The sequence below is a fragment of the Chryseobacterium sp. JJR-5R genome (assembly GCF_034047335.1).
In the GTDB taxonomy this organism is placed as follows: Bacteria; Bacteroidota; Bacteroidia; order Flavobacteriales; family Weeksellaceae; genus Chryseobacterium.
Map to the genome: position 1 here is coordinate 1611834 of NZ_CP139137.1, position 15896 is coordinate 1627729.

The following is a 15896-nucleotide window of genomic DNA, read 5'->3' on the forward strand; positions in this document are numbered from 1 at the left end:
TTTTTGCAGATATTTAAAAATTGTAGAACTGCATGATACAGCTTTTATTCAGTATCAAAATTTAAGAGATTCTATATTTCCGCCGGTTAAGCTTTTCACATTTTCTGTTATCTTTTCGATATCCCAGTTCCACCACCTGATTTCCAACAGCTTTTCAATTTGTTCTTCTGTAAATCTTTTTCTGATTTCCCTGGCCGGGTTTCCGCCGACAATTGAGTAAGGTTCGACATCCTGAGTGACCGTGGAATTTGTTGCGATGATGGCTCCGTCTCCAATTTTAATTCCGGGCATTATTGTCGAATTATATCCGATCCAAACGTCATTCCCGATCTCCGTATTTCCTTTTGTAGGATAATTTTTACCATGCATAGCGTCTTTCCAAGCATCTCCGAAAATTGCAAAAGGAAAAGAACTTATTGATTTTGTCAGGTGGTTTGCGCCGTTCATGATGAACTTGACGTCAGAAGCAATCATACAGAATTTTCCAATGATTAATTTATCCCCGATAAAGTCGAAGTGGTATTTTACATTTTTTTCAAAATTATTTACATTTTCAAAATCGTCATAATAGGTGTAATCACCAACGATAATATTGGGATTTGTAATTATATTTTTAAGAAAACAAAGTCTGTCATAGTTTTCTAATGGGAATTTCAGGTCTTTATCCGGTGTTTTCATTTTTATAATTTTGTTGTTTTTCGTTAAGAAGTTACGTTCAACGTTCGGGGTTCTTCGCCTTGTTGGGAAATCGCGGTACGGGAGCCGGATTTATCAATATAATTCAACTGACAATTAAAATTGTTTCACTCATTGTTATCGGTTGGTTATTTCAGTTTTCAAATATATTACACAACACTTCAGAAATTATGAGATGGGTGGTTAAGTTTATTTACTATGCATTATAAAGGGTTAAAGATGAATTTTCGCATTTTGTAGTAGCAAACATTTTCAATCCAGAAGTTTTGAGTTTGTCGACTTTTTGATGAAGACCAGATAGTCGAAATCACTGGCTACACGGGCATCCCAAAATTCACGTTTCAAAGCGACTGCACCCGTATTCCGGAATTTCATGATATCATTCACGATCCGTTTAGCGAGTGGATCCGCTTCTGATCTTAAGCGCTTCAGGTCAAGGATTAAAATCGGGATATCCAAAGAATTCAACAGGTATTCCACAGTTCCCGGAATGGCCGTCTGCGCAATTTGCGGCGTCCGCAGGCTTTCTTTTTTCAGGGTATTGGAGAGTGCAGTATAAGTGCCTTCATAAAAAGCGAACCCAAAGGTAGTGTAATCATTTTTCAGAGCTTCTTTCAAAAAACTGCCCATTTCATTTTCCCTGTTGTTGATGTGGCCATTATGGGCTGAAACAACAATTTTGGAATTTGGGTAGTTTTCTGCAATCCACATTATATTTTCGGCCATCAGCTTATCTCTGGTGGCGTAGGATTTAGCGAGGTATTGCTCTATGATCCGCACATTCTGGAGAAACCACTTTCTGTCAATACCGGCTGGTATTTTTTCAGCGCGTTTTTTTGTGTTGCCCAGAAGAAGGTTAATATTTTCTTTCTGTTTTTTGGAAACAAGGGTGTGTCCTGATTTCTTTTGACTTGTTTTCGTATGGACCTCAGTTAACAGGGCGGAAAGTTCGTTGATATCGCTCTCCGGAAACTGATATTCAGAAAAGTCTTTTTTTAAATTGGCAAGCGCACCCTGGTAGAACTGCATATCAAATCCCGAAAACCGGATCTTGTCTCGATTTTGGCTATTATACTGTTTCATCCAATTGACGATGGACAGCATCTCTTCTGTCTGCCAGGTCCAGAAATGCATCCCTTTCAGCAAGGCTTTAGGGTCACCTTCTCCATGAACCACGTATTGATTGACGTTGTATGCCTCAGGCATTGATGCCTCGAGGGAGAAGATGTCGTAGCCCTTGTTCCGGGCAAGGTAACGGTACATTCTGTCTTTCAGTCGGTAGATCTCACCGGAGCCATGCGTGACTTCCCCCAAAGCCACGACCTTTGAATTCCCAACCAGCCGGTCCAGGACCTTCAGGTCATCATTTGCTTTCTGTTCCGGGTCAACAGATGAGAGGGGATAAACGAAGTTTAGAAGGTATTTCTTTTCTTCGTCGGATAATTGATTTTTGGTTTGCGAAATTGCGAAGCCTGGTATCAAGCAAGAAAACAATAACAGAAGGGTCAGGCGCTTTGACATATACATAACAGCTTTTTGATTTTTTTTCATCTATTCCCTCCACATCGGCAGAGTTGGTAATGATGCTTTTTAAAACCAAAGCCAAATTAACGAATTAATTTCAGTTCTTTTTTTAAAGTTTTTTAATATAATCTTCATATCCGCTTTTTATTAAAACTTCTTTAGCTGGTAGGGTGTAAAGATCTTTCCAGGAATCTTTTCCGTGTTTTTCGACATATTTTGAGACGATCCTGAAACCTAGCCAATAGTTCAGGGTTTTCGGAGCGTCAGGGAAAAGCTTTATTTTGTCGTTTCTTAATAGTGGATTATTTCCCGACGAATCAGGAAAGAAATCTTTTACCTTGGTGAATATTTCCTTTTCGTGGGTTACAAACCATTCCCAGTCTTTTTGAGTCATGTTTTCTACTGCCTCATGTTGTGTAATCTGCTTGTCGAAGAAAACGTAGGTAAAATAACAGGCAAAACCCTCATCGATGGTCTGGCTTAATGCAGATTCTCTACCTGGATCAGCGTTTCTGAATTTTTCATAAACCAGGTGATTGAGTTCGTGCGGTAATCCTTTATTGAGTGTATACGCTATATCAATTTCAGGATTATTTAATTCTAAAGCGAATTGTTCAGCATTACAGCCTCCAAATCCAATTCCCGTGATCGGTGTAAAAATCAAACTTAAATCTGCCTTTGGCTGGTAAGGAACCAGCTTACTGAATCTGTTCAGGTTTTTCTTAATCAATTTATTCAGATTGATATCGGTTATTGTTTTTGTATTCCGGATCAGATCCTGCCTGTTTTCGGCCAGTAATGTTCGGTTCCATTGCCTCATCCCGGCGACATTATTGAATTTTTTCCCATTCTCATCACCGAAAATGACACCGTAACAGCTGTCCCATAATTGTTGATGAGGCTTGTACACATTTCTGTCTATCATCATTGAGTCAAAATCCAGGGACTGATGAGCTAATATCTGGTACTTAAATAAATTCCGGACGGTAATATTTTCAATTTGAACAGAGTCAGATATCTGTTCAATTTTTTTAAAATCAAAATCCTCTTTTGCCGGAGTGGAAATTGCGCAGGAAAGTAAGGATAGGAGTATACATGGTAAAATAATTTTATGTATCATCTGATTTTTGATTGGCTCAATGTAAAAAGGTTACAGGCTTTCATCTGTATGACATTCATACAGCGCATTTTGTTATATCACTGAAAATGCATCAGTATATTTAAAAGTTTACAAATGTATTTATTTTCTTTTTTTCTGGATTGTAAAAATGTAAACTTAGCTATTTATGACTGAAAAATGATTGGTTGGTCGTACATTTAAATTTTCAATTAATTATTGGCCTGGACCAAAATTCTGCAATTATAAGTTCTGTAAATGATTCCCGAAGACTTTTGGTCAGAGATTCATTCCGGAACCCCTTTCAGAGTATTGCTCCAGACAGGCCAGTCACGTTCCTGTCAAAGCATACCCTTATGAATTTAGCATAAGGTCAAAATTTCAAAAAACCATTCTTTATGGTATACAGGTATTTCGAACATGCCCTGTTATTGTATAAATGAGACGGATATTTAAAACAGACACAGAATCGTGAATTAAATGAATGGTAAGGATTGAGAAACTTTTATCAGGGCAAATACCAGATCGTCTTGAGGTTTCTGAAATTATTTATAAAAGTTTAGTAATCACTGTTTTATGAATTAATATTGTTGGATGTCATTTTTTACATTCATACTCAGGGAATTAACGTTTAATAAAAAATTTTACAGTAAAAGAGTTTGGTTATAAGGCATTCAATTTCCGGCCCGCACTATAATAAGTCGTATTTTTTTACATACTTTTGGAGAAAATATTTGCTAAATTATCACAATGAAAAGACATCTACTTGCTGCTGCTTTTTTGTCAGCACCATTTATCAACGCCCAAGTAGGGATAAATACAACGGCTCCGAGGGCCACTCTTGATGTAGCGCCAAAAAATACAGACGGGACCACTGCTGAGGGAGTGATTGCCCCGAGACTTAGCGGAAACCAACTCTCATCAGCTGATTCCAGGTATACTTCTGCTCATGCTGGGGTTATTGTATATGCCACATCAGCGCCGTCACCTCTTACAAGTAAAACCTTGAATATTACGGCTCCGGGTTATTATTATTTTGATGGCAGCATCTGGCATGGAATGGGTGCACAGAGTACCACCACTACGCTGAGCATAAGCTCGGTAATCGATCCAAATATTCTTGGGTATGTGCCAAGTACTACCGCTTCGGCCGGTAATAGTGCTCCGGCTACTCTTACTGTGAATGGGATCACAGCCACACGTACAGGTATTCTTACCTACAATGGTCACAGTTATGCTGCTTATTCTGCCGCTGCCGGCGGGATTACCTGGTATAATGCTTACAATGCTGCCAAAAGCATGGGCGGCTACCTGGCTACTTTCACTACCGATGCGGAATGGCAACAGGTAGAAGCAGGCCTTCTCAGTGCAGCTGCATTTGATACACAGCAGGCATGGATCGGTTTTGCCAAGTTTTCCTGGTTTGCCGGGGTAGCCCTTACGCCTGATCCGGAAGAAAAATGGATTACGGGAGAACAGCCCCTGCATGACTATAGTGCCGGCGGTACCAGTGCCGTAAGAAAATCCAACTGGTTCAACACTGGGGAACCCAACAATTCCGGTGGAACAGAAGGGTTCGTAATTACCCTTCCTAAGAACAGCGGAACCAAAACATACGGCGGATATACTTCTACCCATACATGGAACGATGTTGTAGCAGATACGGGGAGCACAACCGGCTTTATCGTAGAATTTCAACAGTAAACAAGACTAAAATGAAAAAACGTTTATTATTACTGTCATTCGCAGGATGTGGCATAACTGCTTATGCGCAAATCGGTATCTCGACCAAAAATGTTGTTTCCACTCTTGAAGTGGATGCCATTAAAAATGACGGGACCACATCAGAAGGTATGGGAATGCCAAGATTAACCGGCGACCAGATCAAGAATGCCGGGTCAAAATATACTGCAGCCCAGACCGGTGCAATCGTGTATGTTACTTCAATTCCTTCTGCTGCTGATACGAAAACGGCCAATATTACTTCGGCAGGATGCTACTATTTTGACGGCAGTATCTGGAGAAGCTTGGGTACGGTAACCAATACGACCGTCATCAGTTATTCAACATCGGTAGATTCCAATATTCTGGGGTATACTCCGAGCAAAACTGCGACAGCATCTTCAGCTCCTGCCACTATTAGCATTGGCAGCAACACGTATACGAAACAGGGAGCTGTTAATTATACAGTAAACGGGCATACGTATGCTGCTTACTCCGGCAGCGGAACTCTTAGTTGGTTTGATGCTTATAATGCATCAAAAAACATGGGCGGCTACCTGGCTACATATACCACGGATGCCGAATGGGAATATATAGAGCAGAACTTGCTGACTAACCATGTGGCCTTCGATACCCAGAGGACCTGGATGGGATTTGTGAAATTCTCCTGGGAAGCAGGAGCCGCTCTTACCCCCGACCCGGAAGAAAAATGGATTACCGGTGAACAGCCTTTACACGATTACAGTGCCGAAGGAGTTTCAGCCGTGAGGAAGATCAACTGGTTTTATACCAATGAACCCAATAACACGAATTCCGGTGAGGGATTTGTACATGCATACGGAAAAAACGATAATGTTACCCTAACCAAAAATGGCTATGTTTCTACACATCCATGGAATGATCTTCCTGCCAACAATGGTGGCGTAACCGGATTTGTCGTTGAATTTCAGCAGTAGGATAAAATAAAATAGCATACAATACAATCCTGAATACTATGAAGCGATAGAATATGATGGCCTTCAGATGCCCTTTTATTTTGACGAATAAATTTAATTATTACACAAAAGCATGACAATATTTTGTAAAAGTAAGGCTTCCGGCTCTTGCTGCTTTCAATTCCGGAATCTTTTGACAATTAAATGAATCTCAAAACGATAAATTAAAATCCGGTATACATAAAAAAACCTTCCCTTTTAGGGAAGGTTTTTACTTTATCATTTGAGAAGCTATAAAATTCCATTGCAGGGTAACAGTTCACGGATATCTTTTGTTTATAGCCTAAATAACTTCTACTGAACCGCGCTTTATTACATCGTGAATAAAGCTTCCGTATTCACTTCCTGGATACTTACACGTGGTAGGGCCTGCGGAAGATCTGAGCGCAAACCTGTAGCAGGATTACAGCACAATTACTTCAGCCATTTCCGTCAAAACTACAGCGGCCGGCTGATGGTTAACCTGGGTTTTACGCAGGAAATAGGCAATGCAATCCTGAAAGAAAGCAACGCCGACCTGGTGTCTTTTGGTGCACCGTTCAGTGTCAATCCCGATTTGGCGGAACGTTTCAGGTATCATATTTTACTGTCTGAAAATAATCCGGATACCATTTATGCCGGTGGTAAAATGGATATGCCGACTACCCTAAAGCGCAATACAGCAGTGATCTTGAGCAGCCGGAAATAAATGGATAAGAATGACCTGAAAAACATGATCATCGGCCTTTTATTTAAATAATCATGTCCGGCAGTCTGTTACGGTTATAAAAGGCAGCCTGTATCTCTCATATTTAAAAGATACTTTTATTTAGTTGCCGGTTTACAAAAGAATGCCTAAATTAAAGCTTTGTCCAGACTTTAAATTGAAATCAATGCAAAATTTTATAAGGATGTCAGCAGTATTTGCGCTGTGCTCTTCCATGGTATTTTCACAGAATTTTAAAACATCGGCAACAGCAAAAGGCGGGAAAGAATTCCCGAAAACAGATGCTGAGCGAAAAGCGGTGTTCCAGGTTTATTTTCCCGGTGCCAAGTCCGTTGTTCTGGAAGGGGGAGACGGCATGCAAAATGTAAAATCAGCGATAACTAAAGATCAGGAGGGCTTTTGGAATGTCAGTACGTCACCTTTGGAGATCGGTTTCCATTATTATTGGTTCAGAGTGGACGGCAGACGGACCAATGATCCAAATACGGAACTTTACTTCGGTTACGGCCAGCCCACAAGCGGAATCGAGATTGATTCAGGCGAAGATTTCTTCTTTGAAAAGAAGGTAAGGCACGGGAAAATCATAAATGACAGTCTGTATTCTGAAATTACTGAAGGTAAGAGAAACGTTAAAGTATATCTGCCGCCAGGCTACGGAACCAAACGGTTTCCGGTCTTGTACCTGTACCACGGAACAGGGGAAGATATTACAGGCTGGGAAAAGCAGGGACATCTGAGTAATATCCTTGACAATCTTTTTGCAGAGAAAAAGGCGGAAGAGATGATTGTGGTCATGGATTACGGCGTGGCCCTCACCGCTGAAGAAGAAAAAATGCCGGACGATTATCCAAGAACGGTACTTTCTTCACAGAATATAGACAAAATCATGATTCAAGAGCTTATTCCTTTTATAGAAAGAAAATACAGGACTAACGGAAAAAAAGCGGTTGCGGGGCTTTCAAGAGGAAGCTATCAGGCCATGCTTATCGGTGCCCGTCATCCGGAGCTGTTTTCTGCCATCGGAGCTTTCAGTCCTGTTATTTATGAAGGAACGGCGCCTGAGCCTTTCAGAGAGCTTCCCATAGGTAATCTGTTGAAGGCAAAACAAAAGCCCTTTCTATTTATCGGGATCGGTACAAAAGAAGAACGTCGGTTCCAGGATTATAATCATATCCTGACTGCTTATCTTGGGCAAAACAGATACCCATACGTCCGGTACCAATCAGAAGGAACATATCACGAGTGGCTCACTTGGAGGCGCTGTCTGTATCAGTTTGCACAGAAAATCTTTCGCTAGTTTAAGCTGAACCTAACAAAAAGCCATTTCTGTCCTGGACTTTCCGCTTTAGGTTCATAAAGCTTAAAAATAAGGATTCGGACAGGCAGAAAAGATTCCGGACATTTCAATCCGGAAAACATAAAACCACTTTAGCTAATGGTAATGATAAAACCACTGTATCTGCAGTGGCTTTGAATCTTGTAAGCAACGATATGGGAAGAAGTGAGGACGAATGCAAAAACCATTATTGTGGGATTTTCAGGGGATTCCAAAAAGCTGCATTCTGCGGCAAAATGCAGCTTTTATCCTGGACGCAAAGAACAGAATGATCCGGATCACAGGTAGGCCATACGTCTTTTTGTGCAGTAATTTTCCGATTTGAGAATGAAATAATTATATTTTATTCTATTTTTGATCACACAATAAGCCAAGTATGAAATTTTACGTCAATACCGAACATCTGGTCAGCAAGACCGACTATCCGAGAAGGTTCACATCTGAAAAACTGATGAAAAGTTCGATGGTCGTATTCTTTAGTATTTTGCTTTTTTTATTGCTTTTCAAACCGTTTGGCGTCTATGACCCTGAACTGAGGATGCATTACCTGTTCATCTGTTTTTTTCACGCTTTCGCTCCGGCTTTTATTTTATTTGCTTATTTCAGGGGATTGAATTATTTCAGAAGAAAAAATGGCGCGCATCACTGGGCTTTACTGAAAGAATATTTTCATATCGGGATCGTACTGATCCTCATGGGCGCTGCCAGCTTCCTGATGAGGGATATGCTCTATAACAATCCTGACAACTGGTCATGGCGCTACCTGTATGAAGAGATCAGAAACTGTTTCGTAGCCGGAATATTCTTTTACTTTTTTCTCAGACTCTCCGGTTTTTACTTTGAATCCAAAAAAGGGTCTCCTTTTGTACTTCAATTTGTACCTATTGCGGTACCGTTGGAAAAGGCAGCTCAGGAACCCTGTCTTTTTATCAGTACACAGGTAAAGCAAGATGATTTCAGCCTGAATATTGACGATCTCCTCTTCGCGAAAGCGGATGGGAATTATATCGAATTGACCCGGTTAAAGGATGGCCGGACCATTACGGAAGTGAAGCGGATTTCTCTAACCCAATTTGAAACTCAGCTATCAGGTCACCCGAATTTTTTCAGATGCCATCGGGCTTACCTTGTCAATATGTTCAGGGTCAAAAAAGTTGCCGGTAATTCGCAGGGCTATATCCTGTCGTTCAATGAAACTGATCTGAAAGTTCCCGTTTCTAGAAAACAGACGGAAATTTTCAATTCCTGTTACCGGGCGCTTGGCAACCAGCATAATGCTTAAGCTAGTTGTTCGTCACAAAAGCTAGTTATCCGTCACAAGTGCCTCTGTAACTGCTTTTTCTTACCGTATGTTTGCCATCGAAAATATGAAACCTATTGATGATGACAACAGAAAAAATCACGGCCGCTCAGAAGTCCGGAACTTCAAACCAATTAATTTACATCGATAATATCAAAGTTTTGCTGACGGTACTGGTCGTGCTGCACCATACTTGTATTGCTTACAGTTCTTCCGATGGCTGGTACTATAATGAACCGACATCCATCAAAGGTGCGAAACTGGTGATGACCATGTTCGTCAGTGTGAACCAGTCTTTTTTTATGGGATATTTCTTTCTGTTGGCTGCGTATTTTACGGGATCATCTTACACGAAAAAAGGGCCTTTCAGATTTATTAAAGACCGGTTGGTCAGGCTGGGAATCCCACTGTTATTTTATTCCTTTATTCTTACACCCTTTATGTGCTATCTGGTCTATTATTTTGGAAAAGGAGACCACATTACCCTTGCTGAATATCTGAGCCGTTATGACAGCTGGATCGATCCGGGCGTGACATGGTTCATTGCGGCTTTATTGCTTTTCACATTGATGTACGTGGCTGTAAGAAAATTATTTGACATTAATTTTAATAGATCTCGTGCGGTTCCCCGCCCGGGTACGATATTCCGGTTCGCTTCAGGATTGGGAATTATCAGTTTTCTGGTCAGAATTATTTTTCCTGTCGGCTGGGTTTTGGAACCGGTTGGGTTTCAGTTGGGACATTTTCCGCAGTATATTGCCTTATTCATTGTGGGTTTATGGGCAGCCAAAAACAAATGGTTTGATCAGCTTCCGGATAAAACGGGAAGGCAGCTTAAAAGATCAGCATTGCTGTGCCTGTTGTTTTTCCCGGTATTTTTTGTCATTGCGTTAAAACTGGATACTCCGGTCTCTTATTTTTCAGGTGGTTTCCACTGGCAGGCTTTTATTTATGCGGTCTGGGAACAGTGGATCGGTATTTCCATACTTACAGCACTGTTGATCAAGGGAAAAAGAAGCTGGAATCACCCTTCAAAATGGTCCCGTAGATTTTCACAAAGCAGTTTTACGGTCTATATTTTCCATCCGCTGGTCATCATCGCAATTACTTTAGCCCTTCGAAACTGGAATGTGGATCCTGCTGTAAAGATTTTAGTGGCTGCACCATTAACAGTCCTGTGCAGTTTTGTGATGGGTTCAATGATCATCCTGATCCCCGGTATTAAGAAAATTCTTTAATTTGTGAATTCGAATCAGAGTTTCTTCATGACTCAGGGCAAACTGGTCGCCCGGGGATATTCAATGTCCTGAATATAAAAATGAATACCTTTATCAAAATCCGGATGATATAAGAAATTGAACGTTAAAGCCTTAAAAAGATTCTGTTAAACATTTTAATTTTAATTTAAGTATTTTTTACATTTTATTGATGTATTTTTGTTGCCTGTAATGAAAGGATTGATAAACAGATATTGCCTCTTATTACAAAATATGAATTTCATTTGTAAACTATTGACTTACTCTAAATAATGGACATGCTTACCTCTAAAGACAGCTTTTCAGACTTTATCAAAGCTGAAATAGAAGCGTTTTATAAAATCAAACTGCCGGATTGTCCGAAACAGGACCAGCTTAAGTATACGCTATCCCGTTATTTCCTGGGACTGTATGAGAAAAGACTATATGTCCGCCGTGTATCCGGCGAAGTCGTTAATTACGGGGTGTCTCACTATATTTTCAAAATAAAGGTTGCTTAACTTAAAAATTGATGAACAGCAAACTGATACAAACCGCAAGCAGTATATTTTTAGCAGGCTTGGCTTTGCCCTGCGTATTTATCCCGGATGAAGCCGCCAAAAACCTGATTATTGCTGAAAATGAATATGTGGTGCTCATCATCCAGATCCTGGGAGGGTTATTATTCGGATTTGCCGTTACCAACTGGATGTCCAGGAACGTGCTCATGGGTGGGATTTACGGCAGAGCACTTGGTATGGGAAACCTCTCTCAATTCCTGATAGGGGCCATGGCACTGCTAAAGTGGAATTTAAGGAACGGATTTCCTTCCGCGCTGTTGGTGGTTATCCTTATTGGCTATTTCATTTTTCTTATATTGTACCTGCTTATATTTTTCACCAGTCCGAAAATGGCAGCGAGAAAATAAAAGAATCGGGATCAGATGACTGTAAATTTTATCCTGCCGTCATCCGGGTTACTTCCCTTAATGTTCGTTGCGACAATAATAAATATACAGCTTTCTTCATTATAATCACGGTCCTGGAATGCAGCCACTGAATCAAAGGAATAAATCCCCGGACGGTTGAGTTTGACGTTTATTTCCAGTTCATAAGAATCCGTAACAGCATTGTAAACCGCTTTGAATTTACCGTCATCTATTTTTTGACCCTTAATAAAAGTGACGGTATTATCCTTAAAAAGTTCAGATAAATTGATCGTGAGTAAGCCGGAGTCGAGTTTTGTTTCCTGAAAAATATCGGTCTGTTTTCCATCCACTGAAAGTTTTGACTTTACCGCAAATGTAAAGGTGACGTTTTCCCCCTGGCTGTAGTTTGATTTTGCGGGTAACAGTTCACAAAGATTTTCCTCAGAAGCGTACCGGGTATAGGTATCACAGGGGCCTCCCTGTCCATCCTCGCACTGCATCATGAGCGGAACCAAAAATATTGAAAAGAACAGGTTTAGGAAAGAGAGTTTCAGCATAGGGTTACTGTTGTTTTATAAGCCGTTTTAACGGTGGTGAGATTTTGATTTTCAGTGCCCAAACTACTTCGTTTTTTTGTCTTAAAAACCGGTTTAAAGATAGGATTAAAAATGAATGGCGTGAATAAAATTTTATCAGATTGAAAGCCCCATTATTTTTTTAAATATTTTTTTCTATGGCAATGGAAATTCCGACAGCCTTAACCTTACTTCAAACGTTTTTTGGTAGCGCCAATAGTTTAACTCCCAGCTTTCATTCACTTTAAGAGCATCCTGCTGCTCTTTTTATTTAAATCGTCGCTCATAAATTTTGGATTAATAGAAATAAAAGGAAGCAGGTTTTAAATTATATCTTTTCAGCTTCTGGTAGGCAACAAAAATAAAAGCCATCATAAATTTTCATTTAGTATTTTCACTTCAATTTATCAAAGATTGATTAGGTATTGCTTGTGAAAAATTTTAATATTACAAAAAATGCACGAGCGTGACGCTCGCGCAAGCGGGGGGATTTTACAGCAGTCTTCAGATTGTTATTACAAATTATTAAATATAAATTCTAACTCTTGTTAGGATTTATTCATCAATTTTATATTTTTCAATATCAAAATCAAAATTAAACAATTCCTTAGGAGGGATTTTAAAGGTTGAAGCCATTTTAAGAATAGTTTCAATTGTCGGATTTCCTTTACCGTTTTCATATTTGTTATAATTACTAGAATCGAAAACCGAATTTTGTGCAACGGCATCCATAGAATTATATTTTTCCTTTCTAACCTCCTTAAGGTGTTCAGAAAAACTCTGCATGTAAAACTTTAAAACCTCTTTGCTATCCATTAATTTATAATTAATAGCAATTTTGGAATTTAGAACAAATATTCCATGGTAATATATTACCATATTGGATAAAATTTATTATATTTGCCAAACAAGTTACAGAAATGTAACTTTGCGATACTTCAAAGAATATTAGAAGCTATTGCTTAGAGACTCGTATCAGAAAATCGCCAATTTTCAATTCAGCAACGAGAGGATAAGTAAAGTAGCTCACGACCTAGGCGTGAGCTCACTTTCGTAGTCTGTTGCAAGGTGTTTGGCGATACCTCTGATTCAGATGTTGATGTTAGTGGGTTTCATGCCGTTTTTTTTCATGCCGTCCATTACTCTTCATTCTAAGCCGCTTCCTTAAAATACAGTATCAGACTGCACGATACAATGGGGTGTACAACCCATTGCGGCTTTACGTTAAAGCTTATAAAAACACAGATTTCATTTATATTAAATGCTTTCCGGTGCCTTTGAATCACTGCTCAAAGATCTTATTATGTCCTTTTTCAGACCAAAAGGCACTCGGAAAAGTTATGTCTTTGGCTCCATAAATCCTTGTGGCCAGGAAACTTAAATCACAAAAAACAGAACCTATGAAAAAGCACAGCATAGACTTGGAGTCCCGGTTTTGGTCCGGACGGAAGAAGCATTCACCCGTATCGCTGCTGGAAGTGTTTTTCCAGTTCCATGACCTGGTAACGGCGAAGGAGCGGTTGAATCGGATAATGCAATATGCATCACAAAAGAAAACACGGGTTCCTGAGGACCCTTCCGTGGTCTTCCATTTCCACCAGTCGCTGCGGTCGTTTCTCCGGGCAGGGTGGTGCCTCAGGAAGAAACCCGGGAAATGGGCGGTTGATGCGCTTCCGGAAAACAGCAGCCCGTTGCTGCATGGCTCGCTGTCAGAAGAAGAATACCGGTACCCGGCGCGGGTCTTCCGCAAAGCCTTTGAGGAATACCGCCTTGAGGAATTCGAGGAGTTCCTGTCGGATATTGTGTATTTCTCGCTCGGGACCTTTAACCACGTGCCTGAGCGTGATATTGTAGGTCCATACCTACACCTTGTCAAAATGCTGGATGCGGCATGGCTGATCCTGGAACAGGACAATGATAAGAAGAAATTCCGTTCAGTGCAGCCATTGGTTGCTGAAATCCTGTCAACATAAATGTTTTTCGGTGACAATATTTTGACTGATTACATAATCTTACGAAACCTTTTCATACGAAGGATATCAAAAGTCCTGTCTGGAAAAAAGTAAAATAAACCTGACTATAAACTGTGGGAAAATAAAGATTTACCACAGCTCATCGTCACAGGAAAGTATTGTTTAAGATCCATTACAGGTTTGCAGAAAATAAAAAAACCGGCATGAAGTAAACTTCATATGCCGGTTTTTTGTGACCAAGACGGGTATATCTTCAAACACTTTTATAGATGATTTAGTTCGTTTGAGCCAAATTAAGCAACAATTGCAAAACTCATTTTTATCATATAATTTTCTTTAATTTATATTTATTACAATTTATATTTTAAAAATTACTGACAATATGGATTGGAATATTAAGTCTTTATTTGGCTGTAATTTTCTTGCCACATCAAATAACAATATCAAAACATTCAGTTGAAGATTTGGAACAAATTTTAGAGATTTACAAGCTTTAACCGACTTAGGCAAAATCATAAATTATTAATTTCAAATAGATGTTCTATCTTTCGCACCTTTTCAGCACTTAATGATGGTACGGATAATTGATGCATATTTGCCCCTAACATAATATGATAACTGTTGGTCCTGTCCGTATTTATATCTGGCTTCCTTTAGGTAACTGGTATTGTTGGTAAACCATTAACGACGTAGATTTACATAAATTTAATTAGTTAAATATGAATCAAATTCAAAAACCAGTAATTCTGGTAGCAGGTGCTAGTGGACTTCAAGGCGGGGCGGTCATTGAGGCCTTGCTAGAAAAAGGTGAATTCGCAATAAGAGCAATTGTAATAGAAACAGACAGCCCAGAGGTTAAAGTCCTAGCGGCGAAAAATGTTGAGCTTGTCAAAACCACATTCGATGATTTGGAAGGGTTGACCAAGGCAGCACAAGGTGTGGTAGGGGTCTTTTCCATGCAGCTGCCTTCCCCTCCGGACAAACAGGGACAGGAAACGCGCCATGCCCAAAATTTAGTAGCCGCAGCAAAGGCAGCGGGCGTGAAACACTTCGTGCATACCTCAGTGGCGCGGGCAGGGGAGCATGAAAGCTTTATAGACTGGGAAAGAGGCCGATGGGAGCCTACTTACTGGCAAGAAAAAGCCGCAGCTATTGAGGCTGTTAAAAGCGCAGATTTCCCTTATTGGACTATACTGAAACCCTCGTTCATGATGCAGAATGTGCTGCCGCCGAGAAACGGAGTGGTATTACCAACCCTTCCCGAGGGCAAGATTATCACGCCGCTGGAACCTGACACGAAAGTGGATTGGATATCGGGTCAGGATGTCGGTCGATTTGCTGCAGAAGCCTTTATCCATCCAGAAAAGTTCAATCACAAGGAGTTGTCGTTGGTTGGTGATAAACTCACTATGGCAGAGGTAGCAGAGGCGCTAAGTAACGTCACAGGTAAGAGTTTTGATGTGCAAACAGCAAGTGTGGAAGAGGTACTTGCACTTGGCTTTTATGAGGGAGTCGCTATGACTTATGTCTGGATGAATGTGGAAGGATATAAAGTCGATCCGCAAGGGTGCACTGGATATGGAATTGAACCAATAACACTAAAGACTTATTTGGAAAACAATAAATCACTTCTGCAAGAAACCTACGCTAATTTAGACTAGAAAGATTAAGAGATGATTTAACTGATAATATTGTTGATGCTGTTAAATCACTAGATTTAGTATTATTATAGGTCTTGATTATCTTTTGACTCTTGCTGAGTCAATTCTTCAAATTATAATATTTAGTT

15 protein-coding genes are annotated in these 15896 nt (G+C 40.0%); 10 read left to right on the plus strand and 5 right to left on the minus strand.

What is annotated here, in order from left to right:
* Positions 1-54 precede the first annotated feature (54 nt).
* From SD427_RS07370 to SD427_RS07380, 3 genes are all read right to left on the minus strand, one after another.
* Complete coding sequence (locus tag SD427_RS07370; protein WP_320560631.1) at positions 55-678, minus strand: CatB-related O-acetyltransferase; 624 nt, start codon at positions 676-678, stop codon at positions 55-57.
* Between the two features lie 270 nt (positions 679-948).
* Positions 949-2217 (minus strand): erythromycin esterase family protein, encoded by a 1269-nt coding sequence (locus SD427_RS07375; protein WP_320560632.1) that lies wholly within the window; start codon positions 2215-2217, stop codon positions 949-951.
* A gap of 112 nt (positions 2218-2329) precedes the next feature.
* Positions 2330-3148: a DUF2268 domain-containing putative Zn-dependent protease gene (locus tag SD427_RS07380; protein WP_320560633.1), complete on the minus strand. Its 819-nt coding sequence runs from the start codon at positions 3146-3148 to the stop codon at positions 2330-2332.
* A gap of 939 nt (positions 3149-4087) precedes the next feature.
* Between SD427_RS07380 and SD427_RS07385 the strand changes: the two genes are divergently transcribed.
* The 8 genes from SD427_RS07385 to SD427_RS07420 all read left to right on the plus strand — a co-directional run bounded on the left by SD427_RS07385 (position 4088) and on the right by SD427_RS07420 (position 11559).
* A complete protein-coding gene (locus tag SD427_RS07385; protein WP_320560634.1) occupies positions 4088-5041 on the plus strand; it encodes a C-type lectin domain-containing protein in 954 nt (317 codons plus the stop codon).
* An 11-nt stretch (positions 5042-5052) separates the two neighbouring features.
* Positions 5053-6015: a hypothetical protein gene (locus SD427_RS07390; RefSeq protein WP_320560635.1), complete on the plus strand. Its 963-nt coding sequence runs from the start codon at positions 5053-5055 to the stop codon at positions 6013-6015.
* A 358-nt stretch (positions 6016-6373) separates the two neighbouring features.
* Complete coding sequence (locus tag SD427_RS07395) at positions 6374-6742, plus strand: hypothetical protein (protein ID WP_320560636.1); 369 nt, start codon at positions 6374-6376, stop codon at positions 6740-6742.
* 202 nt (positions 6743-6944) lie between these two features.
* Positions 6945-8057 carry an alpha/beta hydrolase-fold protein gene (locus tag SD427_RS07400; RefSeq protein ID WP_320560637.1) on the plus strand — a complete coding sequence of 371 codons (1113 nt, stop codon included), beginning with the start codon at positions 6945-6947 and terminating at the stop codon, positions 8055-8057.
* Between the two features lie 415 nt (positions 8058-8472).
* A complete protein-coding gene (locus SD427_RS07405) occupies positions 8473-9378 on the plus strand; it encodes a LytTR family DNA-binding domain-containing protein (protein ID WP_320560638.1) in 906 nt (301 codons plus the stop codon).
* 98 nt (positions 9379-9476) lie between these two features.
* The gene (locus tag SD427_RS07410; RefSeq protein WP_320560639.1) at positions 9477-10634 is read left to right on the plus strand and encodes an acyltransferase; all 1158 of its coding nucleotides are present in this window, start codon (positions 9477-9479) and stop codon (positions 10632-10634) included.
* A 290-nt stretch (positions 10635-10924) separates the two neighbouring features.
* Entirely contained in the window at positions 10925-11152 is a 228-nt protein-coding gene (locus SD427_RS07415; RefSeq protein ID WP_320560640.1) for a hypothetical protein, read from the plus strand.
* A gap of 11 nt (positions 11153-11163) precedes the next feature.
* A complete protein-coding gene (locus SD427_RS07420) occupies positions 11164-11559 on the plus strand; it encodes a hypothetical protein (RefSeq protein WP_320560641.1) in 396 nt (131 codons plus the stop codon).
* Positions 11560-11570: 11 nt separating this feature from the next.
* On the opposite strand, the gene SD427_RS07425 is transcribed toward SD427_RS07420, so the two are convergent.
* Entirely contained in the window at positions 11571-12116 is a 546-nt protein-coding gene (locus tag SD427_RS07425; RefSeq protein WP_320560642.1) for a hypothetical protein, read from the minus strand.
* A 573-nt stretch (positions 12117-12689) separates the two neighbouring features.
* Positions 12690-12950, minus strand: coding sequence for a helix-turn-helix transcriptional regulator (locus tag SD427_RS07430; RefSeq protein WP_320560643.1), 261 nt, complete (start codon positions 12948-12950; stop codon positions 12690-12692).
* A 704-nt stretch (positions 12951-13654) separates the two neighbouring features.
* On the opposite strand from SD427_RS07430, the gene SD427_RS07435 reads away from it, so the two are divergent.
* Positions 13655-14107, plus strand: a complete 453-nt coding sequence (locus SD427_RS07435; protein WP_320560644.1) for a hypothetical protein — start codon at positions 13655-13657, stop codon at positions 14105-14107.
* A gap of 719 nt (positions 14108-14826) precedes the next feature.
* A complete protein-coding gene (locus tag SD427_RS07440; protein WP_320560645.1) occupies positions 14827-15768 on the plus strand; it encodes an NmrA family NAD(P)-binding protein in 942 nt (313 codons plus the stop codon).
* Positions 15769-15896 lie beyond the last annotated feature (128 nt).

What these genes read in the sequence shown, in the direction of transcription:
- SD427_RS07370 (WP_320560631.1), bottom strand. Translation starts at nt 678, where the DNA reads ATGAAAACACCGGATAAAGACCTGAAATTCCCATTAGAAAACTATGAC.
- SD427_RS07375 (WP_320560632.1), bottom strand. Translation starts at nt 2,217, where the DNA reads ATGTCAAAGCGCCTGACCCTTCTGTTATTGTTTTCTTGCTTGATACCA.
- SD427_RS07380 (WP_320560633.1), bottom strand. Translation starts at nt 3,148, where the DNA reads ATGATGATAGACAGAAATGTGTACAAGCCTCATCAACAATTATGGGAC.
- SD427_RS07385 (WP_320560634.1), top strand. Translation starts at nt 4,088, where the DNA reads ATGAAAAGACATCTACTTGCTGCTGCTTTTTTGTCAGCACCATTTATC.
- SD427_RS07390 (WP_320560635.1), top strand. Translation starts at nt 5,053, where the DNA reads ATGAAAAAACGTTTATTATTACTGTCATTCGCAGGATGTGGCATAACT.
- SD427_RS07400 (WP_320560637.1), top strand. Translation starts at nt 6,945, where the DNA reads ATGTCAGCAGTATTTGCGCTGTGCTCTTCCATGGTATTTTCACAGAAT.
- SD427_RS07405 (WP_320560638.1), top strand. Translation starts at nt 8,473, where the DNA reads ATGAAATTTTACGTCAATACCGAACATCTGGTCAGCAAGACCGACTAT.
- SD427_RS07410 (WP_320560639.1), top strand. Translation starts at nt 9,477, where the DNA reads ATGATGACAACAGAAAAAATCACGGCCGCTCAGAAGTCCGGAACTTCA.
- SD427_RS07415 (WP_320560640.1), top strand. Translation starts at nt 10,925, where the DNA reads ATGGACATGCTTACCTCTAAAGACAGCTTTTCAGACTTTATCAAAGCT.
- SD427_RS07420 (WP_320560641.1), top strand. Translation starts at nt 11,164, where the DNA reads ATGAACAGCAAACTGATACAAACCGCAAGCAGTATATTTTTAGCAGGC.
- SD427_RS07425 (WP_320560642.1), bottom strand. Translation starts at nt 12,116, where the DNA reads ATGCTGAAACTCTCTTTCCTAAACCTGTTCTTTTCAATATTTTTGGTT.
- SD427_RS07430 (WP_320560643.1), bottom strand. Translation starts at nt 12,950, where the DNA reads ATGGATAGCAAAGAGGTTTTAAAGTTTTACATGCAGAGTTTTTCTGAA.
- SD427_RS07440 (WP_320560645.1), top strand. Translation starts at nt 14,827, where the DNA reads ATGAATCAAATTCAAAAACCAGTAATTCTGGTAGCAGGTGCTAGTGGA.